The 26,276-nt window shown below is 58.0% G+C and carries 19 protein-coding genes, 1 pseudogene and 1 riboswitch; of the genes and pseudogenes, 15 read left to right on the top strand and 5 right to left on the bottom strand.

Annotated features, from left to right (window positions below):
* The first annotated feature begins 103 nt into the window (after positions 1-103).
* The gene (gene fdhA / locus ACZ439_RS25270) at positions 104-1,321 is read left to right on the top strand and encodes a formaldehyde dehydrogenase, glutathione-independent (RefSeq protein ID WP_127604353.1); all 1,218 of its coding nucleotides are present in this window, start codon (positions 104-106) and stop codon (positions 1,319-1,321) included.
* 83 nt (positions 1,322-1,404) lie between these two features.
* On the opposite strand, the gene ACZ439_RS25275 is transcribed toward fdhA, so the two are convergent.
* On the bottom strand, positions 1,405-2,583 hold the full coding sequence (locus tag ACZ439_RS25275) for a benzoate/H(+) symporter BenE family transporter (protein ID WP_230876008.1): 1,179 nt from the start codon (positions 2,581-2,583) through the stop codon (positions 1,405-1,407).
* A 245-nt stretch (positions 2,584-2,828) separates the two neighbouring features.
* On the opposite strand from ACZ439_RS25275, the gene ACZ439_RS25280 reads away from it, so the two are divergent.
* Positions 2,829-3,044, top strand: coding sequence for a hypothetical protein (locus ACZ439_RS25280; RefSeq protein ID WP_464620333.1), 216 nt, complete (start codon positions 2,829-2,831; stop codon positions 3,042-3,044).
* A 119-nt stretch (positions 3,045-3,163) separates the two neighbouring features.
* Here ACZ439_RS25280 and metE read toward each other — a convergent pair whose 3' ends face one another.
* Positions 3,164-5,458 (bottom strand): 5-methyltetrahydropteroyltriglutamate--homocysteine S-methyltransferase, encoded by a 2,295-nt coding sequence (gene metE / locus ACZ439_RS25285; RefSeq protein ID WP_464620334.1) that lies wholly within the window; start codon positions 5,456-5,458, stop codon positions 3,164-3,166.
* Positions 5,459-5,610: 152 nt separating this feature from the next.
* Positions 5,611-5,815, bottom strand: a riboswitch (cobalamin riboswitch).
* 235 nt (positions 5,816-6,050) lie between these two features.
* Between metE and ACZ439_RS25290 the strand changes: the two genes are divergently transcribed.
* The 8 genes and pseudogenes from ACZ439_RS25290 (at position 6,051) to ACZ439_RS25325 (ending at position 13,465) form a co-directional block, all read left to right on the top strand.
* A complete protein-coding gene (locus ACZ439_RS25290; RefSeq protein WP_464621166.1) occupies positions 6,051-7,640 on the top strand; it encodes an ABC transporter substrate-binding protein in 1,590 nt (529 codons plus the stop codon).
* Complete coding sequence (locus ACZ439_RS25295) at positions 7,628-8,659, top strand: ABC transporter permease (RefSeq protein ID WP_054795865.1); 1,032 nt, start codon at positions 7,628-7,630, stop codon at positions 8,657-8,659. The genes ACZ439_RS25290 and ACZ439_RS25295 overlap by 13 nt, the downstream gene beginning before the upstream one ends.
* Positions 8,656-9,522, top strand: a complete 867-nt coding sequence (locus tag ACZ439_RS25300; RefSeq protein WP_464620335.1) for an ABC transporter permease — start codon at positions 8,656-8,658, stop codon at positions 9,520-9,522. Before ACZ439_RS25295 ends, ACZ439_RS25300 begins: the two co-directional genes overlap by 4 nt.
* A 42-nt stretch (positions 9,523-9,564) precedes the next feature.
* Positions 9,565-10,482: an oligopeptide/dipeptide ABC transporter ATP-binding protein gene (locus ACZ439_RS25305; RefSeq protein ID WP_054795866.1), complete on the top strand. Its 918-nt coding sequence runs from the start codon at positions 9,565-9,567 to the stop codon at positions 10,480-10,482.
* Positions 10,472-11,074 (top strand): ABC transporter ATP-binding protein, encoded by a 603-nt coding sequence (locus ACZ439_RS25310; protein WP_054795867.1) that lies wholly within the window; start codon positions 10,472-10,474, stop codon positions 11,072-11,074. The genes ACZ439_RS25305 and ACZ439_RS25310 overlap by 11 nt, the downstream gene beginning before the upstream one ends.
* Positions 11,075-11,258: 184 nt before the next feature.
* A pseudogene (locus ACZ439_RS25315) lies at positions 11,259-12,116 on the top strand (carbohydrate ABC transporter permease).
* A gap of 37 nt (positions 12,117-12,153) precedes the next feature.
* Positions 12,154-12,765 (top strand): carbohydrate ABC transporter permease, encoded by a 612-nt coding sequence (locus ACZ439_RS25320; protein WP_464620336.1) that lies wholly within the window; start codon positions 12,154-12,156, stop codon positions 12,763-12,765.
* Positions 12,737-13,465, top strand: coding sequence for a glucosamine-6-phosphate deaminase (locus ACZ439_RS25325; RefSeq protein ID WP_464620337.1), 729 nt, complete (start codon positions 12,737-12,739; stop codon positions 13,463-13,465). The genes ACZ439_RS25320 and ACZ439_RS25325 overlap by 29 nt, the downstream gene beginning before the upstream one ends.
* 142 nt (positions 13,466-13,607) lie before the next feature.
* Here ACZ439_RS25325 and ACZ439_RS25330 read toward each other — a convergent pair whose 3' ends face one another.
* The 3 genes from ACZ439_RS25330 to ACZ439_RS25340 are packed head-to-tail and all read right to left on the bottom strand — an operon-like array spanning position 13,608 to position 16,409.
* Positions 13,608-15,281 carry a hypothetical protein gene (locus ACZ439_RS25330; protein WP_464620338.1) on the bottom strand — a complete coding sequence of 558 codons (1,674 nt, stop codon included), beginning with the start codon at positions 15,279-15,281 and terminating at the stop codon, positions 13,608-13,610.
* Positions 15,282-15,340: 59 nt separating this feature from the next.
* Positions 15,341-16,270, bottom strand: a complete 930-nt coding sequence (locus tag ACZ439_RS25335) for a hypothetical protein (protein WP_464620339.1) — start codon at positions 16,268-16,270, stop codon at positions 15,341-15,343.
* Entirely contained in the window at positions 16,239-16,409 is a 171-nt protein-coding gene (locus tag ACZ439_RS25340) for a hypothetical protein (protein ID WP_164751690.1), read from the bottom strand. Before ACZ439_RS25340 ends, ACZ439_RS25335 begins: the two co-directional genes overlap by 32 nt.
* A gap of 190 nt (positions 16,410-16,599) precedes the next feature.
* Here ACZ439_RS25340 and ACZ439_RS25345 point away from each other — a divergent pair, with 190 nt between their 5' ends.
* The 5 genes from ACZ439_RS25345 to ACZ439_RS25365 all read left to right on the top strand — a co-directional run bounded on the left by ACZ439_RS25345 (position 16,600) and on the right by ACZ439_RS25365 (position 26,238).
* Positions 16,600-18,372 carry a vWA domain-containing protein gene (locus ACZ439_RS25345; RefSeq protein ID WP_464620340.1) on the top strand — a complete coding sequence of 591 codons (1,773 nt, stop codon included), beginning with the start codon at positions 16,600-16,602 and terminating at the stop codon, positions 18,370-18,372.
* Between the two features lie 71 nt (positions 18,373-18,443).
* Positions 18,444-21,833 (top strand): tubulin-like doman-containing protein, encoded by a 3,390-nt coding sequence (locus tag ACZ439_RS25350; RefSeq protein WP_464620341.1) that lies wholly within the window; start codon positions 18,444-18,446, stop codon positions 21,831-21,833.
* 54 nt (positions 21,834-21,887) lie between these two features.
* Positions 21,888-24,296: a hypothetical protein gene (locus ACZ439_RS25355; RefSeq protein WP_464620342.1), complete on the top strand. Its 2,409-nt coding sequence runs from the start codon at positions 21,888-21,890 to the stop codon at positions 24,294-24,296.
* Entirely contained in the window at positions 24,293-25,579 is a 1,287-nt protein-coding gene (locus ACZ439_RS25360) for a vWA domain-containing protein (RefSeq protein ID WP_054800507.1), read from the top strand. Before ACZ439_RS25355 ends, ACZ439_RS25360 begins: the two co-directional genes overlap by 4 nt.
* A gap of 23 nt (positions 25,580-25,602) precedes the next feature.
* A complete protein-coding gene (locus ACZ439_RS25365; protein WP_464620343.1) occupies positions 25,603-26,238 on the top strand; it encodes a hypothetical protein in 636 nt (211 codons plus the stop codon).
* Positions 26,239-26,276: the final 38 nt, after the last annotated feature.

Here is a 26,276-nt window from a genome sequence, read left to right on the forward strand (position 1 = left end):
GTTACTTTACTCAAACATGGTATGATGAATCTGCCGAACTACTTACATAATTTCACATACTTCCGGTTAATTTGTGTAAACGGTTACAGAAGGAGAGATGTTCATGGCAGGAAATCGCGCAGTTGTTTACGTTGGACCAGGAGAAGTGGAGGTTCGGGATATCAGTTATCCCGAATTGATTTTGCGGGACGGACCGGGTGTCAACCCGTTGAACGTCGGCAGGAAATGTGAGCATGGCGTCATTCTGAAGGTGATCACGACTAATATTTGCGGCAGTGACCAGCATATGGTGAGAGGCCGTACAACCGCTCCAAGCGGCTTGGTATTAGGGCATGAGATTACCGGAGAAGTCATCGAAGTCGGACGCGATGTCGAGTTTATTAAGAAGGGCGATCTTGTTTCCGTCCCCTTTAATATTGCTTGCGGCCGGTGCCGGAACTGCAAAGAACGCAACACGAATGTATGCTCGAATGTGAATCCGGACCGTCCGGGCTCGGCCTACGGCTACGTGGATATGGGAGGCTGGGTCGGCGGCCAGTCGGAGTACGTCATGGTTCCTTACGCGGACTTCCAACTGCTTAAATTTCCGGACAAAGACCGTGCTATGGAAAAAATTCTCGATTTGACCATGCTGTCGGATATATTCCCGACGGGATATCATGGCGCAGTAAGCGCCGGTGTCAAGCCGGGATCTACCGTTTATGTCGCGGGTGCCGGTCCGGTCGGTTTGGCTGCGGCCCACTCCGCCCAGCTGCTTGGCGCAGCTGTTGTCATCGTAGGCGACCTGAACAGCGAAAGATTAGCGCAGGCCAAGAGCTTTGGGTGCGAAACGGTTAATTTGCGCGAGCATGCGAACCTGGCTGAGCAAATTGACCAAATTCTAGGGGAGCCTGAAGTGGATTGCGCGATCGACTGCGTAGGATTCGAAGCGCACGGCCATGGCCACGCGCATGGCGAAGCGCCTGCTACCGTATTAAATTCGATTATGGAGGTTACACGTGCGGGGGGAAGGCTTGGCATTCCCGGACTCTATGTAACCGGTGACCCGGGCGCTGTCGATGAAGATGCCAAAATCGGGACCTTAAAAATCCGATTCGGCTTGGGCTGGGCCAAATCCCATACGTTTGTAACCGGACAAACGCCGGTCATGCAGTATCACCGGGAATTGATGACGTCCATCCTGAGCGGAAAAGCCCAAATCGCCAAAGCGGTCAACGCTACTTTGATCTCGCTCGACCAAGCGCCTGCCGCTTATTCGGAATTCGATAAAGGCGCTTCCAAAAAGTTTGTAATTGACCCTCATCTTTCCGTAAAACGATAATAGACCTGCATGCAGGTGCGAAAGAGGATGCCAACGGCAACAGCGGCATCCTCTTTTTTGTATGGCGGCACTCGCTCGCTGCTTCAATTTCCTTCCAAGGCTTTTTCCGCAACCCGATGATCGATGCCTTCTCTTAATATTTTGGCCGAAAGCACGCCGATGACCAGGGACCAGACGGGCGCAGCAATCCCAAGAAAGGTCACGTTGGACACAGCGATCGCAAACGCAAACACGGTGGAATAGCGGTAGGTGGATTCCGAAAAAGCGGATTGCAGGCTGTTCATCAACACCCCGATCAACGTAAATCCCGCGATAATGGTAATAAAAGAAAGCGGCAGCACCTCAATAAAAGAAACGGCCCACCACGCGAACAGGCCAAACACAAGCACCAGGCTTCCTGAAACGACACCCGCCCAGTAACGTTTGTGTTTGGGGCCCGATTCGTCCTGGCTGCAGATGGCGCTCATCATCCCTCCAACGGTGGCAGCATGTCCGCCGAATAAACCGACGAAGGAAGTGGCCAAGCCCGAAATGACCAAGATCCGGTTGACGGGCAGCTCGAAGCCATTTTTTCGGAGCGCGGCAAGGGCTACGGCAATATCGTTGCTTAGAATCAGTACGGCGACCGGTATCGTGATCGAGATGAAAGCATGCGCGGTAAAGGTAGGCATTACGGTTTGCGGCCATGCGAATACCGCTTCTTTCATCGGCGGCAAGGAGCCGCTGACCGCAAGTCCTATGATGCCGAAAACCAGTACCCCGATGATCGGCGGGATTTTCTTGGATATTTTCGGCATGATCAAAAATCCGAATACGGCTAACCCGCCAATAAGCGGAGCTTGCTTGAGGGCGGGAACCATTTTGACGATATAGTTCAGGACCAATCCCGCCAGCATGGCGTCCAGCATCGGTTTCGGAATGTAACGGAGCCACTTGTCGAACAGGCCGGACAACCCGACCAGCGCAACGACGACTCCCGCCAATATGTAGCTCCCTGCCAGTTCGGATAAGGAGAACCCGGAAACAGCCGTGCTTAAAAAGGCTATCGCTGTAATGGAATGGCAGCCGGCGATTGGAATTTTGTACATCAGCGCCAAAGCAAGATTCAATAGGCCGCCGATAATGTAAACGGCACAAATCCAGGAAATGAGCACAGGCCTGCTGAAGCCTGCGGCGTTCGCCGTATCAATCACAAGAATGAGGCCCCCTGTATAAGCCATTAGAGCGGATATGATACCGCTGGATACGTTCTGCGTGTTCAAATGTGGCACCTCCAGCTTCATCTAATTCTTTTATTATAATCCTACCTGTCAAGCCCCCGCATTTCATGCATGGCAAGAGTTCAATTTTCCGTAATAATAATAGCCCGTTCGAGTCATAGGAATCTCTGGGGGAATAAGTAAAATTAAAAATGTGCCATGGAAAGGAACGAGGCCCGTTCCCGTCTCGTAACAAGTAAGTAGGGACGCGGTCCATCTAAGGAATGGCGAAGGAGGAGGGAGCGAACGTGCAGTTTGAGATTTGCAAGCTGGGGAACAGCAGCCTGCCCGGTGTACCGGAAGCAAGAACAGGCGGAAGCGGGACAACGTTGGACAAGTTTGTAGCGAATACGGTCAATCGGCAGCTTGCTCCAGGAGATCTGCTGCCCCTGAGCCCGTACAAGCAGCATACGGCCGTAAACCTGTCTTTATCGTTTCATCCGACGGGTTGTCCGATGTCGTGAACATCGGCTTCCCGAATGAATAGAGCGGCCGCTTTACCGACGATAATCGGAAAGCGGCCGTTGTGTTGTTGTGTGGCGGATATGTTTCCTGCGAGTCGTTAAGCCCGCTGGAGCATGTATCAGACCGGCTTCAAGCTTTGTTCCCGGTACTGTTTGGCGGCAGCGACCATATTCCGGAGGGCTGCGATCGTTTCGTCAACGCCTCTCGTCTTGAGTCCGCAGTCCGGATTGATCCAGAACAATTCGGGGTCCAGCACGGCAAGCGCGCGGTCGATCATTCGCACCATCTCATCCACGGAAGGCACTCTCGGACTGTGAATGTCGTACACGCCAAGACCGATGCCGTGATCGTAGGTGTGCTCCTCGAAGCTGTGCATCAATTCGCCGTGGCTGCGGGACGTCTCGATGGAGATGACGTCCGCATCCAGGGCACGGATCGAATCGATAATATCGTGAAACTCGCAGTAGCACATATGCGTATGGATTTGCGTCGTATCCTTGACCGTCGATGTAGCCAGCCGGAAGGCAAGCACCGACCACTCCAGATACTTCTGCCAATCTTCCCGCTTCAGCGGCAGCCCCTCGCGAAGTGCAGGCTCGTCCATCTGGATCATTTCCACACCGGCGCGTTCGAGCGCTTCCACTTCGCGGCGAAGCGCCAAAGCGATCTGATAGGCCACCGTCTCCCGCGGGATATCGTCCCGGACGAAGGACCAGTTCAGAATGGTAATCGGGCCCGTCAGCATGCCTTTGACCGGTTTAGCGGTCAAGCTCTGCGCATAGACGGTTTCATCGACCGTCATCGGCTTTGTGAATTCCACGTCGCCGTATATGACAGGCGGCTTCACGCAGCGGGAGCCATAGGACTGTACCCAGCCGTTCGACGTGAACGCAAAACCGTCCAGTTTCTCGCCGAAAAATTCCACCATATCCGTCCGTTCAAATTCACCGTGAACGAGCACATCCAGATCCAATTCCTCCTGCAAAGCGATCCAGGTCCGAATTTGTTCCCGGATAAAGGCTTCATACTGCTCCTGGCTCCATTCGCCGCTTCTCCAATGTTTCCGGGCCTGTCTCACTTCGAGCGTCTGCGAGAAGCTGCCGATCGTAGTCGTGGGCAGGAACGGCAAGTTCCACTTGCTCTGCTGAACGGCACGCCGCTCCGCAAAGGGCCGGCTTCGCTCGGACGGCTGGAGGGCGATCCGGCTCGTTTCGGACTGCACCCGTTCGTTGTTTCGGGAAGGGGAGGCGTTGAGCTCCTGAACCGCTTGACGGCTTTGTTCCAGCTCGGCTGCGATTGCCGCGGGACCTTCGTTCACGGCTCGGGTCAATAGTACGAGCTCCTCGAGCTTCTCGTTTGCGAACGCAAGTGCGTTCCGCAGCGTAGGCTCCAGCTTCGTTTCATGTGCGGCCGTGACCGGAACATGAAGCAGGCTGCAGCTTGGCTGGATCATCATTCTCTCATACGGGACGATCGGGGACAACGTGTGGAGCAGCCGGAGCCGCGCGTCCAGATCGGAACGCCAAATGCCTCGTCCGTCGATCAAGCCGACGCCAAGCGTCTTATCTGCAGGAAATCCATATTGCAGCAAATGCTCGCTGTTTTTGTCCAGCCCGTGAGCGAAGTCGAGGCCAATGCCTTGCACCGGCAGCGCAGCGATGTGTTCATACAGATCGACGGCGTCGAAGTACGTTTGCAGCATCAGCTTAAGACGTGGGGCCGCTTCGTGCAGCTTCTTGTAAACGAATGCGACCCGCTCCATATCGGCTTCCGTTAATGAGGTCGCAAGAATCGGCTCATCGATCTGCACCCATTGCGCGCCTTCCTGCTCAAGCTCGCTCAATATGCGGGCATACAAAGGCACGAACCGCTCCAGCAGCTTATCGAAGTGCTCGGTCTTGTAGCCCTTGGACAGCTTCAGGAACGTGTATGGCCCGATCAGGACGGGCTTGCCTTCAATGCCGAGACGGAGTTTGGCTTCCCGGTAGGCCAGGAGCGGTTTGTTCACGGTCAGCTGCGGCTCGGCGCCGTTCAGCTCCGGCACAATGTAGTGGTAGTTGGTGTTAAACCATTTGGTCATCTCGCAGGCCGGGGCGCCCTCGCTGCCGCGGGCCATCGCGAAATAGGCGCTCAGCGGCACTTCGCCGCCTTCGTAACCGAAGCGGCCGGGCACGAGCCCGAACATCGCTGCCGTATCCAGCATGTGGTCGTAGAAGGTGAAATCGTTGACAGGGATCAAGTCGATGCCGCTCGCCTGCTGGGTGCGAAGATGGTTGAGCCGTATTTCTTCCATGCGGCTGACCAGCTCCGTCTCCTGCAGCTTTCCGGCCCAGTAGGCCTCAAGCGCTTTTTTCCATTCGCGCCCGCCGCCGATTCGCGGATATCCCAGGTTGCTGCTTAATGCTCGGTTCATAGGTATTCCTCCAGTTCATTTGTTTTCATAAGCGGTGCTTTCCCATGCAAAAAAGGCATCTTTACCCAGTAAAAGTCAAGGGTAAAGATGCCTCCCGATTGTTTGTACGGCGGCTGCCATCTTTAACACCTCCCTATCTCCCGTAGGTAAAAGCAGTGCTGTCAAAATAGGCAGGTCTCCTGGCTCCAGAATCATCGTCTTACGTCGGCCTTCCCAATCCGAAGGATTAGTGGCGCCGGGTGACGTTCGACTCCTCTGTTACAGTGGCGGGACCGCGTCGGCATTTCACCGAACTTCCCTTTTAAGCTCCGCCCGGCATAACGACCGGTCCGGAGCACCTATTTCCACATGATTCAATTATCGAATACCGAGTAATAGTACAATATTTCTTAGGTTTATTCAAACCTTTTTTACGAACAAGCGGAGAAGAGGCAGAGCAGCGGTTGTTGTAACACAAAGTTTAAAAATAATAGCACAATTGTAGTGACAGAAATTGGTTTCATGTGCTACGCTATGCAAGTGCTACTATACACCTGAATCGTGCTACTGCACACGTTAACAACTTAATTCGAAGGAGTGTTTGAGTTTGAAAATGTGTTTACGATGGACGCTAATGATGCTGTTAGTGGCAGCGCTTTGCATCAGCGGCTGCACCCGGGCCAAGACCGAGCAGGCGGCCGCCCCGAAGGAGGAGCTTGTTCTTGCGATAGGCGGCGAGCCGGAGGGAGGCTTCGATCCGACAACGGGATGGGGGCGCTACGGATCTCCATTGTTTCAAAGCACGCTGCTCAAGCGCGACAGCAGCTTGAATATCGTCAACGATCTTGCAACGGGCTATGAGGTCAGCGGGGACGGTCTGGACTGGACGGTGAAGCTGCGGAAGGATGTCAAATTTTCCGACGGGCATCCGTTAACGGCCGCCGACGTTCAGTATACGTTCCAAACCGCAGCCGCAAGCGGCTCTGCCATCGATTTAAGCAATGTCAAGGATGTGGCGGCGGCGGACGAGCATACGGTCAAGTTTTCATTGAAGGAACCGCAATCGACCTTCGCCCAGATGCTTGTGAGCACAGGTATCGTTCCGAAGCATGCGCACGGCAGCGATTATGCCAAAAAACCGGTCGGCTCCGGCCCTTATAAGCTGGTGCAATGGGATCAAGGGCAGCAGCTGATCGTCGAGCCGAATCCCGAATATTACGGGACGAAGCCCTACTTCAAGAAAATCACATTCCTGTTTCTTGCCGAGGATGCGGCTTTCGCCGCCGCCAAAGCCGGAACGGTCGATATGGCGGCCATCCCTGCGGCGTTCAGCAAACAGCAGGTGAGCGGCATGCAGCTTCAAGCTATACATACGGTGGACAACCGCGGAATCATGTTTCCCTATGTAAAATCGGGCGGCCAAACGAAAGAAGGATATCCGGTCGGCAACGATGTCACCGCGGAATTGTCGATCCGCAAGGCGATCAATCTGGCGCTGGACCGCAAGGCGCTGGTTCAAGGCGTCTTGGAGGGACACGGCACGCCCGCGTATACGATTAATGACGGGCTGCCCTGGTTTAATGCCGAGGCCGTCATTCAAGACGGCGATATGAATGCGGCGAAGCAGCTGCTTGCGGACGACGGATGGAAGGATACGAACGGCGACGGCATCGTGGAGAAAGGCGCTCTGAAGGCCGAGTTTACCCTCATCTACCCGTCAAGCGACGTCACCCGCCAGTCTCTTGCACTCGCCGCAGCCGATTCGCTCAAGCCGCTTGGCATTCAAGTCAAGGTGGAAGGGAAAAGCTGGGATGACATTGGCAAGCAAATGCATGCGAATGCGGTTCTCTTCGGCTGGGGAAGCCACGATCCGGTGGAAATGTACAATGTGTACAGCAGCAAGTTCAGCGGCGTCGATTATTACAATCCCGGATTTTACCACAATCCGGCCGTTGAGGCTTACATGAGTCAGGCTTTGAAGGCGATCCATGAGAAAGACGCCTGGAATCTGTGGAAAAAAGCCCAGTGGGACGGCCAAACCGGCTTGAGCGCGCAGGGGGATGCGCCTTGGGCCTGGCTCGTGAACCTGGACCACTTGTATCTGGTGAAGCTGGGCCTCGATATCGGCAAGCAGAAGATTCATCCGCACGGACACGGATGGCCGGTAACCGACAACATTGAGGAATGGCGATGGAACTCCTGACGCGACGAAAGTCAAGGGCAGGGGGGAACGCCGTTCTGGCGGCAGGCCGGTTTGTACTAAACAAAGGGGTCAAGCTCATCGCGCTGCTGCTCGCTGTCAGCGCCGTCTCCTTTACGCTCGTGCAGTATTCCCCGATCGATCCGGTTCAGGCTTATATCGGAGCGGATATGATGCGGGTGAGCCCGGAACAGCGCGAGGCGATTGCGGCGTATTGGGGGCTGGACAAGCCTCCGTTGGAACGCTACGCGAGCTGGCTGGCTTCATTGGCCAGCGGTGATTTCGGCACCTCCATGATCTATCGCCGTCCCGTCATTGAAGTCATCCAGGAGCGGTTTGCCGCCTCCTTCGCCCTGATGGGCGCGGCATGGCTGCTGTCAGGGCTGATCGGCTTCGCCGCAGGCGCGCTTGCGGCGATGAACCGAAGCACATGGATCGATAAGCTGGTCCGCTGGTATTGCTATACGCTTGCCTCGACACCCACATTTTGGGTCGGATTAGTGCTCCTGCTTGTTTTTGCCGTATGGCTCGGCTGGTTCCCGGTGGGACTGGGAGCGCCCGCCGGGGTGACGGCCGAGCATGTAACCCTGGCCGATCGCATCCGGCATATGATTCTCCCGGCAGCGACGTTAAGCGTTACGGGCATCGCCGCTCTGACGCTGCATACGAGAGAAAAACTGATGGACGTGACGGGCAGCGATTACTGGTTGTTCGCCAGAGCGCGAGGGGAGAGAGGCTTCACCCTATTCTGGCGGCACGGTCTGCGCAATGTGGCGCTGCCCGCGGTCACCTTGCAGTTTGCCTCGTTCAGCGAGCTGTTCGGCGGCGCTGTACTGGCCGAGCAGGTGTTCTCGTACCCGGGATTGGGCCAGGCCGCAGTAGAGGCGGGGCTGCGCGGCGATGTGCCGCTGCTGCTCGGTATTGTGCTGTTCAGCGCCGTATTTGTTTATACCGGCAATGTGCTGGCCGACCTTGCCTATCGCCTGATCGATCCGAGAATGAAAGCAGGTGGCGGTGCATGAATCCTCTATCCGGCGTTATGCGGAAAAGCGAAAAACATCGGCTGAAGCTTCACTTTCGGCACCGGACTTGGCTGTCGGCCGCCGCAGCCTGCGTCCTGCTCGCGCTGGTTGCGGCGGCAGCGGCACTGATCGATCCTGCCGGACTATCCTCGAATCTGGAGCACCGCAACGCAGCGCCTTCGTTCCATCAACCGTTCGGAACGGATTGGCTCGGCAGGGACATGCTGACGCGCACGGTCAAGGGGCTCGCCCTCAGCATCAAGGTCGGCATAGCGGCCGGAGCGTCCAGCGTGATCATTGCCGGCTTGACGGGACTTGCCGCGGCCGTGATGGGCAGAACCGTCGACCGGATCATGACATGGCTGACCGATCTGTTCCTCAGCGTGCCTCATCTGGTCACCCTGTTATTAATCGCCTTTGTGCTCGGAGGCGGGGCCAAGGGCGTCATCGTCGGAGTCGCCCTTACGCACTGGCCGAGCTTGTCGAGAATCATCCGCGCAGAGGTCATGCAGGTGCGCTCCGCGGCTTATGTCACCGTCTCCCGCAACTTGGGCAAAACCCGTTGGTGGATCGCCACGCGGCACATGTTGCCGCATCTGCTTCCCCAACTGCTGGTCGGTCTGATCCTGATCGTGCCCCATGCGATATTGCATGAAGCGGCCATTACCTTCGTCGGCATGGGCCTGTCGCCTCATGAACCGGCAATCGGCATCATTTTGTCCGAATCGATGCGGTATTTATCGTCGGGCTTGTGGTGGCTTGCGCTGTTCCCGGGCTTGTGCCTGCTGGTGCTGGTCCGGGCTTTCGCGATGCTTGGGGAAAGCCTTCAGCGTCTTGTCGACCCGAGGCGGGCGCACGAATAATGGGGAAGGGTCAACGAAGAGAAAGGAGGGATAGCCTTGCCTATGCTGGAAGTGAATGAACTTTCGGTACGTTTTACCCGTTATGAGCGCGGCTTGCGCCAGACCACGATTGAAACGATTCACAAGCTCGGGCTAACGATCGATGCGGGTGAAATTCTGGCTGTCGTAGGAGCCAGCGGTTCCGGGAAAAGCCTGCTTGCTCACGCGATCCTCGGTATTCTCCCGGGCAACGCGCAGGTGTCCGGAACGATCCGGTTTGACGGTGAAGAGCTGACGCCCGCCAGACAGGCACAGCTGAGAGGCAGGGATATTGCGCTTGTCCCTCAATCGGTGCAATATTTGGACCCGTTGATGCGGGTCGGCCGTCAGGTCAGACAGGCCGTTCGGACCGGAGATCCGATAGAACGGCAGCGAAACGCCTTTGCCAGATACAGGCTGAAGCCCGAAGCGGCCGACTTGTTCCCGTTTCAGCTGTCCGGAGGCATGGCAAGGAGGGTCCTGGTCTCGACGGCAACCGTGAGCGGAGCCCGGCTCGTCATCGCCGATGAGCCGACCCCGGGTTTGGACGAGACGGCTCTCCGGGAGGCGCTCGGCCGATTCCGGGAGCTGGCCGACGGGGGCTGCGCAGTCATGCTCATTACGCACGATATCGAAGCGGCGTTATCCGTCTCCAACCGGATTGCCGTCCTGTACGCCGGCAGCGTCGTCGAAATCGCCTGCTGCGAGGAGTTTGCCGGCGATGGAGCGGATTTGCGCCACCCCTACACCCGGGCGTTATGGCGCGCTTTACCGCAGAACGATTTTGTCCCGATTCCCGGCGCGCAGCCGCTGCCGGACGCTTTGCCGCCGGGCTGCGCCTTCGCTCCGCGCTGTTCATGGGCCACGCCGGAATGCGGCGTAGCGCCTCCGGAGCCTCGAACGGTGCGGGGCGGGATGGTGAGGTGCTTGCATGACGCTTGAAGGGCGAAACTTGAGCTTCCGGTACGGAGAGTCCTGGTTGCTTAAGAACGAAGAGCTGCGAATCGAAGCCGGTGAAATCGTCGGACTGGTCGGGCCGAGCGGCAGCGGGAAGTCCACGCTCGCCCGCTTGCTTGCCGGTCACGAACGGCTGCAAGAAGGCAGCGTTGTCGTCAACGGGTCTCCGCTTCCCGCCCGGGGCCGCAATCCGGTGCAGATGGTCGTTCAGCATCCGGAGCAGGCTGTCAATCCGCGTTGGAAGCTGCGGCGCACGCTGCTGGAAGGAGGGACGCCGGACGAATCGCTGCTTATCGGGCTGGGTATCGAGCCGGAATGGCTGGACCGCTTCCCGAACGAGCTGTCCGGAGGAGAGCTTCAGCGAATCTGCGTCGCGCGGGCGCTCGGACCCGGCACCCGTTATCTGATTGCCGATGAAATGACGACGATGCTCGATGCGATTACGCAAGCGCAAATCTGGCAGACCGTGCTGGGCTGGGCGGCGCGGCGCGGCGCGGGCATACTGGTCATCAGCCACGAGCGGCAGCTGATCCGCAGGCTGTGCAGCCGGGTCGTTGAGCGGGGCGCATGCTTGTAAAGTTTGGAGCACGCCATATAAACCCGTGTCCGGGCACATATAGAGCAGGCAAGCTCAAGGCATCCGGCAAAACCGTGTATATTTTTATAAATAATTATAGATTTCTCTCATTTATATGAAGAGCTCCAAAAGCTAAGATGTGTTTACAAGCGGTGATCTAGATGAAAATACGGGAGTGAGAAGGATGACAGAACTAACGCAAGCGTCAAAACGCAATCATTCAGGAAAACTTAACCGATGGATAGAACCTATTTGGGGTTATGTGTTCATTGCGCCTTGGTTGCTTGGTTTATTTGTTTTAACAATCGGACCGATGTCCCAATCTTTTTATTTGTCCCTGACTCAATATAATTTGTTAGAGCTGCCCTCTTGGGTAGGGTTTGAGAATTACAAGGAAATTTTTACGGACGATAAAGATTTTTGGACCGCGCTGCGGGTCACGATCACCTATGTGGTGCTGTCGGTGCCATTAAAGCTGTTCTTTGCTTTAATGGTGGCCATGCTTCTGTTTAAGCCTATTCGCGGCATGTCCGTTTACAGGGCTATCTTTTATTTGCCGTCACTGGTCGGAGGCAGCGTAGCGATTTCCGCCATTTGGCGAAACCTTGATCAATACGCCTGAGACAGCGCTGTATACGCTGGTGATGCTCGCCGTGTGGCAGTTTGGATCTTCCATGGTTATTTTCCTGGCAGCTTAAAGCAAATACCAAAGGATCTTTATGAATCGGCCTCGGTGGATGGCGCTTCCAAGTTTCGTTCCTTCTTTTCAATCACCTTACCGATGCTGACGCCGATCATCTTGTTTAACCTGGTTATGCAAATTATCGGGAGCTTCCAAATGTTCACGCAAGCCTTTATCGTCACGAAGGGCGGTCCTATTAACTCGACGCTAGTCTATGCCTTGTATCTGTATCAGAAAGCGTTTGCTTACTTTAATATGGGCTACGCCAGTGCTTTAGCTTGGATTTTGCTTACGATTATCGCTTTGTTCACGGCTCTTGTGTTCTGGTCTTCCAAAAAATGGGTTCATTATGAAGCGTAAAACATGCTCTTATTTTAATGGATGAGGTGGCGGCTCGATGAAACAAAACAGGCTCTATCAATGTACCTCAAATGAAGAAATACCTAAGTCCAATTTGATTCCTGCCGAGTTTCAGTGGGAAAATTTCTATGATGGCTGGGTAGCGATTCCGGGCTTCAGCTTTGCGCATTTTTTCTACAATTCTTTTTTCATAGCGGTGCTTTCCGTTATCGGGACCTTGCTTTCCAGCGCATTTGTAGCGTACGGTTTCGCAAGATTGAATTTCCCCTTAAAGCGGTTTTGGTTCGGTATCTTGATGTTAACCTTAATGCTTCCTACCCAGGTTACGTTGGTTCCGCAGTATATCTTGTTTAAATATTTCGATTGGGTGGGAACTACCCTGCCGCTGATTGTTCCTCATTTCTTGGCCGTTAGCCCGTTTTTTGTATTTCTGCTCATCCAATTTATTCGTGGAATTCCTAAAGATTTGGACGAGTCCGCGAAAATAGACGGCTGTACGACGTCTGGAATTGCGTTTAAGATCGTACTGCCTCTGTGTACGCCCGCTTTTATTACAACGGCGATTTTCAGCTTCATCTGGCCCTGGGACGATTTTGACGGTAGACCATTTAAAGGTCGGGGTGTATGCCAACCGACGCGAGCTGGGTAGGGCAGCGGGAAGCGAGGCGGCGGAAGCCGTCCGTAACCGGCTTAAGGTGAAGGAGCAAGTTCGTATTGTATTTGCAGCCGCGCCTTCCCAGAATGAGTTCTTGGAGCAGTTAGCTCTGGAGGATGGCATCGACTGGAATCGAATAACCGCATTTCATATGGATGCGTACATCGGATTACCGCAAGGCTCGCCGCAACGGTTTTCGGAATTTCTCAAGAGGAGCATCTTCAACAAAGTACAGCCCGGAGTGGTTCATCTGATCGATGGCAGCGACGGAGTGGAGGCGGAGTGCCGCAGGTATGCGGAATTGCTGCAGGAAGCGCCGATCGACTTCGTATTTCTCGGGATCGGCGAGAACGGGCACCTTGCATTCAATGATCCGCCTGTAGCTGATTTCGCTGATCCTTATGCCGTTAAAGCGATCCCGTTGGAGACCGCATGCAGACAACAGCAAGTCAAAGACGGGTGCTTTCCGGATCTGAATGCGGTGCCTACACACGCCCTAACCTTAACGATCCCTGTACTTATGTCCGCTTACCGACTATTCTGCATGGTGCCGGGTCCGACCAAACGCGAAGCCGTTAGGAATACGTTAAAGCTTTCCATTACGACAGCATGTCCGGCGACGGTCCTTCGCACCCGCCTGAATTGCACCTTGTATGTGGATAACGATTCATTTGATATGACTTCATATGGATAGCCCGCCAGCTTCATTCTTAATCACGAGCCACAGACGACTTTGATCTCTGTGGCTTTATTGTTGTCGTGATCAAAGGGAGGCACTTGAGAAAAACAGTACGACGCATCCTCGTTTTCCAAAGTCCTGCAATGGCTTCAATGAATTACTGTTTTTGAGTCCGGTTTTCCGCCGGTTTCTTAGGTATTTCCGGCTGCGTCTCGCTGCCGGAACCTTCGGGCTTACCCGCGTTGGGCTCCGGCGGATGGGACTTGCCAAGGTCGGGCTTTGTTTCCACTGGTTGAGCGGGCTCGTTCTTAGCCCGATCCGGCTCAGCGCTTTCCGCTCGAACAAGCACATAATGGTCCTGCTCGTAGCGGTAATAGCCGCGCAGCAAGGCTCCCGCGTCCGACGCGCCGGTTTCCGCCGACAGCGGACGGGCAACCGTCAGCTCGCCGTCCTGACCGGACATTATCGCGTCCGCTTCGACGTCAAGAACCGGATGCAGCCCGGTATTGCCGATTTGCACGAGCACATACCGCGCTTTGCGCTGCGCAGAAACGCCTTCGATCAGCAGCAGCTTGTCGCCGCCCGGACTTGCCGGCTCCGAGTAGCGCACCGACTTGGGCTTCACGCCGGGGCTCAGTTCGGTTTCAAGCAGCCCGGGGCTGCCGTCCGCTTGCAGCTGCGCAAAGAAAAGCCGCGTGCCTGTCTCGCTCAAGGCTGCCGCCTGCGCGGATCCGTCCCGTCCTTTGAGCCTCGTCACCGCTGCCAGCTTGCCCGGGGCGCCGGCTGCTTGCAGCAGCTGCTGAGGGTCGTTCGCCAGCTTCCGCTGCTCAACCGCCAGCAGCTCCTTCGACGTGTCGCGGTAATCGCCGATCGTCCGATACAGGGCGATGGCTTCGTCGTACTTGCCGCTGTCGGCAAGCGCAGCCGCTTTTACCAGCCGATTGCGGATAACCGAGTCGACATACGCGTCGATTTTGCTGCCCGGCCCGGCCCAGGCCTCATACGATTTGAGCTGCTGCGCAGCGTCCAGAAATTTCCCCAAATCCTGCTTCTCGACGATGCTGAGCGAACCGAGTGCGAGCTTCTCCAGCTTCGGCGCGATCCATGCCGCCTCCCAGCCCAGCCGTTCATAAGAGATCCTCAATTCTTCGCCGAGCTTCCATACTTCCTTGTAAGGCTTCGTTCTGGCGAGCGCATCCAGCCTCGCCGTATCGCGACTCTGGAGCAGCGCGTTCACCGCTTTGCGCTTGGCGGCGTCGCCGCCGTAATACGCCGCGGGAATCAGGATCAGCTCGGAAGCCGCGCTGCCGGTGTCGTCCGCGGGCTTGCTGCCCGCAAGCCGTTTCTCCGCCGCTTTGCGGGCAGCGGAGAAGGCGTCCGCGAGCGCCGTTTCGAGGTGCGCTTCGCTTGCGGCCTGTGCGAACCGCTCGGCGTCGGCTGCCCCCCGCGCGGCGTGCTGCTGCTTGGCTTCCTGGTAGTCGGCGTGCGCCTTTGCCAATCCGGCCACGCTGCCGGAAGCAGCCGCTTCGGCAATCGAAGCGGAGAGCGAGGCCACGGTTCGCTTCGTGTGAACAACCGGCTGCAGCTCGGCGAGGGAGGCGGATATTTCTTCCTTGTGGTAGTCGAAGCCGGGAACCGAGCTCGCTTTCAGGTACTGCGCCTCCGCTTCCATCAGCCGCCCTGCGGCTTTATGTGCTTCGGCCTGCTTGTACGCGCGAACCGTCTGCAGCGCCGCATACGTTTTCCAGCCCGCCAGGGCGAGCATGATCGCGAGCATCACGGCAGCTGCCGTTCTGACGCGGTTCGCACGTTGATAGGTAAACCCCTTCACAAACTTTCCCGCCTTTACGATTTGGAATGAGCATCTTCACCGGACAGTACCGGTACGGCTTACGGCTTAGACGCGTCGCCGCCGAAGCGGCGGTTCACCGTTTGCCGCACGCGTTCGAACAGCTCGGGATCCTCGTCCGCGCGTTCTGCCGCAAGCTGTTGAAGCCGGCGCAGCCGGTCCTCCGGCAGCGCGTCGGCATAATCCAGCACAAGGCTGCGGTAGAGGGGCAGATGCGACCGGATGCGCAGCGCCGCTGCGGCTGCTGCCGTCAGCACTTCCGAACCGTGCGGAAGTCGTTCGATCTGTTCGCGGTGCTTCACGACATATTGGATCGTCGGCCGGTCAATGAGCTGTGGCTTGACCCGGCCGACCTCCAGCAGATAGGCCACAAAATCGCCGTCGAACCGGTCCGGAATGAGCGAGGTCAGCTCAAGCTCCATATCGCTGCGCAGAATGAAGCGGTTGAGGCACATGAGCTTGAGCAGCCGGATCGGGTTGTCTTTGATGAAAAATCCGATTTCGCGGAATTTCTCGTACGCCGATTTGTAGTCTTCGGCCTTCAGGTCGGCTTCCGCCTTGTCGATATCCTGCAGCAGGCCTCGACGAATTTTTTCATGTTCTTGCAGGAGTAGACGGCTCAATATACGTCTAAGGAGATAAGGCTCATAGGTTTGGCGGATTCTGGCGTAAACCGCGATCAGCACCGCGCCGGTCCCTAAGGCAGCCGCCATCTCGGCAAAGCTGCGCGCCACAAGAAAGCCCGCCGCCGCGAAGATGCCGAGAACGAGCATGTCCGTATAGGCGCGCTGCCGGCTCACCGCCTCCGCGGGCTTCGGAAGCGGCAGCCACGTCTGCACCGCGCCGCAATCCGGGCAGCTCTCGGCGTCCAGGCAGGTGTAGGCGCCGCAGCGCTTGCATTGGCGCAGACGTTGAAACAAATAGGCCGTTCGCATCGTCTTAGTCAATTGGATGGGTTTTTTTGGACTCATGTGACACCTCCTTGAAGCGTCCGGCCAAAGCTTCGTCGATTTGTGCGAGCGAAATGTCGTGTTTTTTATAATAGACGAACGTCAGCAATCGGACCCCTGCATACAATGCGGCGACAAGCAAAACGATCAAGGTTAGCATGGCACTCTCCCCAGGACAGCGAGAATCTTAAGAAAATGATAAGAATTCGCTGAGTAGCATTTTTATTTAGGACCAGATATTATATTAAATTACTAGCGACTGTAATGAACATTGTACAACCCTATCCGACAAAATACTACAAGAGCGACAGCCATCGGGCGCAGGCGCTTGTTTGGAGGAATGACCCGCTGTGAGAAAAAGAAACCTATGGCCGCGCACGCTGCTGCCGCTGCTGCTGGCCGTGCTCCCGCTGCAGACGGCTGCGGCACAGACGGCCGGGCCGGCCGGCGATGCGAGAATGGACGCCGTGCTTGCGGTGGATGTCAGCACATCCATGAACGAAAGCGACGTGAATAAGGTAAGCTTCGAAGCCGTCAAGCTTTTTGTCGACATGGCTTCGGTACAGGGCGACAAAATCGGCGTCGTCGCCTATACGGACCGCATTATGCGCGAGAAAGCGATGCTCCTGATGAAGGACGCGTCGGACAAGCAGAGCGTGAAGACTTTCATCGACCAGCTCGACCGCGGGCCTTACACCGATCTGGCCGTCGGTGTGAATGAGGCGTTGAAGGTGCTGGAGAACGGAGCCGATCCCGCTCATACCCCGGTAGTCGTCCTTCTGACGGACGGCAACAACTCGCTGCCTGCCGGCAGGACGCAGGAGCAGTCGGACAAGGAACTGGCCGGAGCGGTCGAGCGGGCCAAGACCGAAGGCATTCCGATCTATACGATCGGACTGAATGCCGACGGTCAGCTGAACCAATCGGCGCTCGAACGGATTGCGGGTGAAACGGACGCCAAATCGTTCGTGACCAGTTCGGCCGACGATCTGCCGGCCATCCTGAGCGAAATCTATGCCCGCCATTTGAAGCTGAAGGTGCTGCCGATTCAAGAGCTGAACGGGAACGGGGCCTTCCAGGAGGTGGCGCTCGACATTCCGAACGCCAGCGTCAAGGAGGCGAACATCTCGATCATGTCCGGTTCCCCGGTGGAGCTGAAGCTCTCCGATCCGAAGGGCACGGAGGTGCCTGTACCTTCGGACAAGATTCTCTTTTCGTCGTCAAGGGCTTATTCGCTTCTCAAAATTTTGCAGCCCGCACAAGGGACCTGGAAGCTGCAGGTGAAGGGCGCGCCGAAGGATAAGATCAAGATCAACCTCATTTACAACTACGATCTGAAGGTGCAAATGGAGCCTTTGCCTACTCAGACGTGGAAGGTGGGGGATGATGTTGCAGTTCAAGCGTATTTGGAATCGGGCGGCCGGAAAGCCGGAGATGCGGATCTGTACAAAAGCTTGAAAGCGACGCTGATCGTCAAGGATCTGCAAACCGGCAGGACGGAGGAAAAGCCGCTCGTCTCCAGCGCGCAGGGAATTGCCGGCAGCTACAAGCTGCCCGAAGCGCACGAATACGAGCTGAAGGTAAGGGCGGAAGATGCGGGCTACATCAGAGAGACCGACCCGGTCAAGCTGTCGGCGGCGGGTGCCGCCGGCAGGGCGCCGTCACCGCAATCGGGGCCGGAAGCGGCGGAGCCGGGTCTCGGGGCCGGGGCGTGGGCGGCGATCGCCGCCGGCGTTTTGGCCGCTGCGGCTGCGGGGCTGTACGGCTTGGCGCTGTGGCGCAAAGCGAACAAAGGCTTCGTCGGGCAAATGGTGATCGAGGTGCGCGACGAAGATACGGGAGAGCGGACAACCCCGCAGTACCGCAAGCTGGACGCCTTCAAAGGCAAGGTCACGCTTCACCAGCTGCTCCAGCTCGCTCCCGAATTTGCCGAGACGAAGGATATGACGTTCCGCCCCGGGCCGAACGACAGCCTGCTGCTGTATAACGGGTCGGCCTGCGTCATCGAGAAGGGCGGACGGGTACTGGACGCGGCAGGCGGCAAAGAGCTGCGGGCGGGAGACCGCATCCGCATTATGCTCAGCGGGGTCCACCGCTCGGTGACGCTCGAATACATCAAATAGCAGCTTCATGAAAGAGACAAGCAAGCTTGAGCATTCTAACCGTTCATCGTTATCCCATAGGAGGGTCAAACATGAAAGCAGTCGTAAGAGAACATATTCAGCAGCTCGACGTGTCGCTCGGCGGTGGCATCGTCAGCGAGAAAATACGGGTCGACACGATCGACAACCCGATGCTGGTCATCGGTCTCGGAGGAACCGGCATCGATGCGCTGCTCCGCTTAAAGTATCAGGTCAACCGCCGGTTTAAGCTGCCCGAGGACCCGTACACCAAGAAAAAGCGCGAAAAGCCTGACAATATCGAGTTTCTCGCCTTTGAGACGAACGAACACGACCGGGGCAAAAGGTACAAAGGCATCGGCCTCGACCCGATGACCGAGTTTGTGCTGCTTGCCAACGCCGAAATCGGCAGCGTGCTGCAAAACCGCAGCATCCTCGAGCCGTACATCAAGGAATGGCTGTCGCCGGAGCTGACGATTACCGACGGCATTAACGGCGCATCCGGCGTCCGCCAGGCGGGGCGTCTGCTGCTGTTTACCAAGATCGTGCAGGTCGTGCAGACGATCGAGCGCAAAATCAAATCGCTGATGGTCGGCACGAACAAGAAGCTGATGGTGTTCGTGCTGACCGGCTTGTCCGGAGGCACCGGCAGCGGCTGCTTCCTCGACATCTCGTACATCGTCCGCGGCATTCTCGAGCGTGATTACGGTGCGGCCGGGGTGGACAAGGTGAGCATTCTCGGCTACCTGTTTACGCCGGACGTCAATTTGGCGAACAAAAGCCTGACCGAGCATTCGCGCGAATATATCAAGAAGAACGGCTATGCCGCCCTCAAGGAGCTCGACTACTGGATGAACGTCGACGAGCGCGGGGAGCGGTTCCGGCAGCAGTATGCGAACATTCTGAACGTCCAATCGCCGATGCCGCCCTTCAACCTCGCCCACTTGATTTCGGCGACGAATCTCGAGGGCAAGCTGCTGGAGAACGCCTACGATTACTGCATGAACGTAACGGCCGAGAATATCACGAATTTTATGGCCAGCGAGCAGAAGCAATCCGGCGAGGAGTTCGCCATTCACGACTACATCAGCAACATCCGCACGAATATTAACCAGATGCCGAAGGCGTATGCAGCCAACTATCAATACAACATCCTGGGCGCTTCGTCGGCGGTGCTGCCGATTGAAGAGATGACGACTTATTTGGCTTATAAAGTGTTCCAGCGCATGGAGAACATGTTCAATGCCGGTCCGTCCCAGGAGGACGTCGAGAAGCTTGCCCATAAGCTCGGGCTCGATCCCGATTCGATCCACCGCGAATTCGACAAACGCGTGCCGGAGCCGCTGCCCGGCTACAAGAACAGCGAGCGGCTCAGTTACGCGAACGTCGTGAAGCAGCAGGTCGTGCACGTCGACACGGAGCTGGAGCAAAGCTATTTATCCCGCGCGCGCGAGGAATATATCAAATGCCGGAAGCAGCTGCCGGGCGAGATCAAGGAGCGGTTCACCGAGCAGATTACGCGGGTGTTCCTGCATCCGGAGCAGGGCCCGTTCTACGCGTCGCGCATGATCTTGCAGGACAAGGGCTTCTGCTTGCTGAAGCTGATCTCCTCCTACATCGAAGCCTTGAAGGAAAATTTGGCGCGGCTTCCGCGCGATCTCGAAGCGGCTCAGGAAAGCGCGCTGCAAAAGCTCGGCGAAGCCAAGTGCGCGTTCATCTCCAAGGACCGCAAGAAGGATGCTTACATCGAGGCCAAAATTCAGGAGTACCTGCTGCACGCGGATCGTGAGCGGATGGAGCAGATGATCGAGTTTTACGAGGATTTGTACACGCTGATCAACCAGGACAACTCCCGGATCTATCAGGTGTTCACCGAGCTGCTGAACGAGCTGAACCGGATTTTCGAGAAAAACGGCCAAATCTTGATGAACGGCGACGAGCAGGTCGACCACAAGGGGAATAAAACGTACTACTGGAATGTCGTCAGCGTGCCGGATATGGCGAAGATGATCGGCCGGTTGACGGAGGACCGCAACTCGCAGGAGCTGATCCGTGATTTTACGCAGGAGCTGCTGGCGAAGGCCAACCATTGGGTGAAGGAGCAGGAGGTCGATATCGTCGGCTCGATTTCGGACTTCCTCACCGAGCAGTTCGGCGAACTCATCACGAAGTCGATGGAAGAATATTTGATCATCCAATTCGGACATGAGGATTCGATCGAGAAGCTGGTGGAGCAGCGCATCGCCGGAAGGCTGTACGAAGAGGCGAAGCCCGTGTTTCATCTGACCAATTCGTCGGGACACTTCAATTTTCCGTCGTGGGGTTTCGTTTCGGTTCCGGTGAAGGCGCCGAACATCTTCAAGGGCATCCGCAATTTTCAAGACAACGCGATCGCCAATTCGCGGTTCACGATCAAGGAGAGCGAGGTGAAGAACCGCATCTTCTGGCTGAACACGCAGAACGGCGTGCCGTTGTTCCTGTATACGCCGCTTAAGGTATACGAGGAAAGCTACGAGCGCTCGATTCTGGAGCCGGAAGGGATCGGCCGGCATCTCGTGCAGACCGACAAAGTAAACTGGACGTACTTGCCGTCGCCGATTCCCGAGCGTTCCTGGGGCGACACCTATGTGAACGGACGGGTGCGCAGTTACAACGCGGAGGTCCGCGCGCTGTTCGACCGGGCGCTTGCGCTCGGCTGCATCCGTGAGAAAGCGGCCGATTCCGGAGCGATCCACCGCTATGAGTGCGTGCTGTCGGGACCGCTTGACCTGGAAATCAAGGTCGCGTCCTACGCGATGCAGCTGCCGGAAGCGCGTCCGAACTTGAGCGAGGTCAAGCGCTGCGCGACGGAGCTGCGGACGCTGCTTGAGCAGGGGCTGGAGCCGGTGAGCGTGAAGGATATTTTCGGCAGCGTCAGCGAAGAGATGGCGAAAGAAAACCTGATCCGTTCGCCGGAGCTGCTGCGGCTGGTCAAGGAAGAAATCCGCAAATACGAACAGATTCGCGAACGCGTCGAGGAGCTCGATAAGGTGATCGCCGCCCATCAGGACGAGGAGCGGCTGATGAAGCAGTTCATCGAGGCGATGTATACGGGAACGATTGTCCGCAGAGGCGCGCTCTATGTGTACGATCACGGGCCCGACGAAGACCCGTGGGAGCCGTTCGCCAACGTCATGAAGGCCGGACGGTTCCTGGATTTCGAAATATACGCCAAGCTGCGCGGACTCCAGCCGAAGCAGATGGCCCAGCTGCAGCGCAAATCGTCCGAACGGAGCAGGCAAATGACCGCATCCGAAGACATCTCTGACCTGCTCGGCAAGCTGCAGGAAATGGCCGGCGTTTATCAAGACGCCAAGGCGGCGCTCGATTACGACCGCGGCGATTATGTGAACGGGGAAGAGCTGTACCGGTTCTACAAAGAGATGGCCGGCAAAGTGAACGAGATGGTGCGCAGCCTGAAATAGGGCTGACAAGATAGAAAGCCGGAACGGTTCGTCCGGCTGGGGGAGAGAGCGCACATGAAGGAACGACTCGCGGCGTTTACAGATCACTACGCCGAACGAAAGGACAGGACGGAATCGGGCGGGGACGAGCGGCGGAGCCTCCGCCATCCGCTCGTTTATCTCGTCGTCGGCGACCGGTCGAAGCAGGCGCTCGAACGCCTGTTCGAGCTGAATCGCACACAGTGGACGCATCCGGAAGGCGTGATGTATGTATATGCGGGGGCTGAGGAGCTGACGGGGCCGGTGGCCGGCCATGCTTTCCAGTGGCAGCCGCCGGTGCCTGCGGATGCGGACGACAAGCGCTCCCTGAGGTCCCGGCTGCCCCAAACGCTGTACGGCAGCGAGGAGAAGCTGCAGGAGTTGAACGGGCTGCTGCGGCGGCTCGTGGGCCGGATCGGGGAAAGCGGACGCTTGTATGCGTCCTTGATGCAGGTGCACGTCGCCGTGATCACGCGCGCGGACGATCCTTGGAACGCCCTGCTTCCCGAATTGACGGTGCTGCTGAAATCGGTCTTCGCCGAAAGCTTCCGCACGGTTTCGGCCGATCTGTTCGCGCTGCTGCGGGAGAAGCAGGCGCACGGCGATTACGCCTACGATGCGGCGCTTGGCGTCAGCTTCCTGCACGAGCTGGACCGCATGCAAAGCCGCTCGTTCCGGTTCGAGGCCGGGCTGCAAGTGACGGCCGACGGCCTCAAGCTGCCGGCGGTCCATCCGCCTTCGCCCTTGTTCGATACGGCTTACATGCTCGGGGACAAGGACGAGCGCGGACGGTTCGCCGAAGACGATACGGCGGTTTGCGCAGAAATTGTCTGCCGGTTAAGTTTCTTGCGCTGCCGCCAGACGGCGGACGCCGAAATCCGGCACAACCCGTACAATCATCAGCTGTTCCGGCAAAATATGATGCCGCCCGGGTCGGCCGAAGCGCACTATGCCTCGGCGGGCCTCGCCAAGGCGACCCGCCCGGACCGGGCGATCGCGCTCACGGTGCTGCTCGCCCTGCACCGCCGCCTGCTCAGGCTGATGCAGGAGAGGGGCGAAGCCGGACAGCGCGAGCTGCTGGAAGCGCTCGGACTCGATGCGGGGCAAGCCGATACGGTCGTGCAAGCCGCCATGGCTCAGCTGCCCGACCCGGTTGAAGAGATGCACGGCTTGCTCTACGAGCCGATGTCCGTCCCGGAGCTGCGGCGCCTGACGCTGCGTCAGGCGGAGAGCGCGCTCTTCGGGAGCAACGCCCGCGATTTCTTCGAGCGGCAGAGCGAGCGGCTGCGGGGAGCCTTGTCCGCGGCAAGCCATGCGGAACGGCTTCGCCAAGACGTAGAGCAGCGGCTGGTGAGCGATCCGCGGTACGGGCTGTGGGCCGTATACCGCTGGACGTCGGCGGATGAGCGCCACGGATTGACGGGCGCGGTGCGCGAATGGCGGCTGGAGAACGACAGGCGCCTTACGGCGGGGCGCGCGGAGCTGGATGCGCTCTACGAAGAGAGCGCGGACAGGCTGCCCGCCGCCCGCGGCGGCATGCTCGGCCTGTTCGGCGCCAAGCCGAATGTGAAGGCGACGGTCGGCGCGCTGCTGGACCGCGTGTACGGCCTGAAGCGCGAGCTGCTGCGGTTGGAGCTGAAGCGCGAGCTATTGCTGCGTTACGAGCAGCTGCTGGAGGAGACGCACGAACGGCTCAAGCGGTACACGGAGCGCCTTGAGGCGATCGACAAGCGGCTGCAGGAAGCGTGCCGTCTGTGCATCTCCGAGGCGAACGACGAGATGGGCCGCAACGTCGAGGAATACTATGCGCAGGCGGTGGAGGTCATCGCGGCCGAGCTGGAGACGCGTTGGGGAGCCCGATTCGAGTTCGACGAGCGGCGTATGGGTTCCGTGGCGAAGCTCCTGGAACAAGGGGACGAGGCTTATGCGGAGCGGCTGATGCAGGTAGCCCGGAGCGATTGGTTCACTCATTCGCTGTTCGCGCAGCCTTTCGAACAGGAGCTGCTCGAGCGGGCCAACGTGACCGTCAGCTACGAGAACCGGCAGGCGCTGACCAAGGAGGAGCTGTACCGGGATTTATGCCGGGCGCTGGACGAAGAGTCTGCCATTCGGGTGGACGTGTACCGGTTTACGCATCGTCACCGCTATGAGGAGAGCTACTTGTTCGGCGATGCCGACAGCGAGCTGCTCCGTTATGCGCTGGCGTCCGGGGAACAGGCGCAAACGAAGCTGGGCTGCATGCACGAGCAGCGGCGCAGCGGAGTCGAGAAGCTGCGGATTATGGGCGGTTTCCGCCGGGAGGACTTGATGGTTTACCGGGGCGGCAGGCGATTTTACGAAACGTACCTGCAGAACGGTTACCGGTTCCATAGGCCCGGATGGGAAGCTTCGGAGCCGGAAGCGGCTTCCGGGGCGGACGCCAAGGAAAGAGGGGATAGCCGTTGAAACGGCGCAAATGGAATGGTTTGCTCGTCGGCTTCGCCCTGGCGGGCGGACTGGCAGGCTTTATCGCAGGAGAATGGCTGCTGAGCCGCCTGTCGGGCTCGCTGCACGAAACGCTGCTGATGGGATTGTACTTCGGGCTGTTCGCCCTTCTCGTGACGGCCGGCTGTCTGCTGGCGGAAACGATATCGCCCAAGCTGAACGGCGCAAATTGGCGGCTGCGTTACGCTGCCGAAGGATGGAAGTGGCTGGTGCCCGCTTCCTTCGTCCTGCTGTTTGCCGGCGGCGCGCTGTTCCAGTGGGTATACGGGCTTGATTTCGGACGCAAGGCGGCGCCGAAGGATTACGTGCTGCTTCTCGACATGTCCGAGAGCATGAAGGAGAACGACCCGAACATGCAGAGCCGGATGGCGGCGGCTTCGCTCGTGGCCGAGATGTCGGCGGACAAGCGGGTCGGCGTCGCGATTTTCAATGAAAATACGACATGGCTTCAACCGCTCGTCGGCTTGAAGGACGAGGCGGTCAGACGGGATATTGCGGGCAAATTGGAGGGCGCGCCCGAGCCGGTTGGACAGACCGATATCGGCAAAGCGCTCGGGCAAGCGATCGAGCAGATGAACGTATCGGGAACACCGGCGAACCGCGGAGCGGTCATTCTGATTTCGGACGGGTACAGCGAGACGAATGTCGCTGACGTCACCGCGCCCTATGTGTCGCGGGGCTTTGCGATTCACACCGTCGGCATCGAATCGCCGGGGAACGAAGAGGGCAAACGTCTGCTCTTGCAGCTGGCGGAGGCGACCGGAGGGACGTACCGGCACGCGGAGCAAGCCGAACGGATTCCGGAAGCGATCGGCCATATTTATGCGGCCCAGCAGAACGGGCACTTGCTGGAGGAGCGATCCGGACCGGAGGCCGACAGCGTATATCGCGCGTCGCTCCGCGTTGCGATCATGCTGGTTGTCGGCGGGCTGCTCGGGCTTTCGCTCGGCATCGTGTTCGACAACCGTTACTTGGCGAGAAGCTTCCTGCTCGGCGGGTCGGCGGCCGGTTTGCTGGCGGGACTCGTGCTGGAAGGCGGGCTGCTGAAGGACCACCCGGCTTTGACTCGTGCGGCCGCTGATCTCATATTGGCCGTGGTGCTGTCGCTGTCCACCGTCCTGTTTGCGGTGAAGGAAAGCGGCGTCGGAGCGGGCTTGCGCCCGTTCCGGCCGGCATCCGGCTACGGCAGACTGCCGGAGCGAACCGGAACGCAGGGTGAGCGGACCGGCAAACGATTCCGGTAACGGGCTAAAGGAGGAGACGGCCGATGTTGTGGACAACGGCGGAAGAGCGGCATCGCATCATGAAGGCCGCCTCGCGGCTTGCAGAAGGGGAATGTCTGGTGACCTGGCAGTGGCCGGCAGACATTCAATATGTGCAAATTTACAGCTTCGGTCCCGGGGAAGAAGAGTCCGGCGAGCAGCCGGACGAGCGCCGCATGAAGCTGTATACGCGTGAAGAATACAAAGTTCGCGGCGGGTACCGGCTGCCCGCCGATTTCATCGGAGCCCGGTATTTCCGCATCTATCCTTGCTTGATGGAGGAAGGACAGCTGGTGGCGCTGCGCCAAGCGGACGGGGACAATCTCGCCCGCGTCAGCGGGGGGCGCGCCAAAGTCCGCTACTCGATTCAGTACGGACTGGGCTGGTTTGCCAAGCACCGTTCCGTGCGAATCCGGCTGCACTGTGAAATACCGGTTCCGAAGGAAGCGCTCTGTTATGTCAAGAAGCAGGATGCCGTGCCGCTGCACGCGGATGACGGCACAAGGTACCCGCTGCTTCGCGATTTGCCGGCGGGAAGGTCGGAGCTGCCGGAGATCGAGGTCGGACGCCGCGATCAGGTGCGGATTTTTTTGACCGACGGAAGAACGTATGGGGACCAATTCGAGATCGTCCCGGAGTAAGTACACGAAGCTCAGCAGGCTTTGCGTGTAAGCAAACC

The sequence above is a fragment of the Paenibacillus sp. JCM 9796 genome (assembly GCF_055379675.1).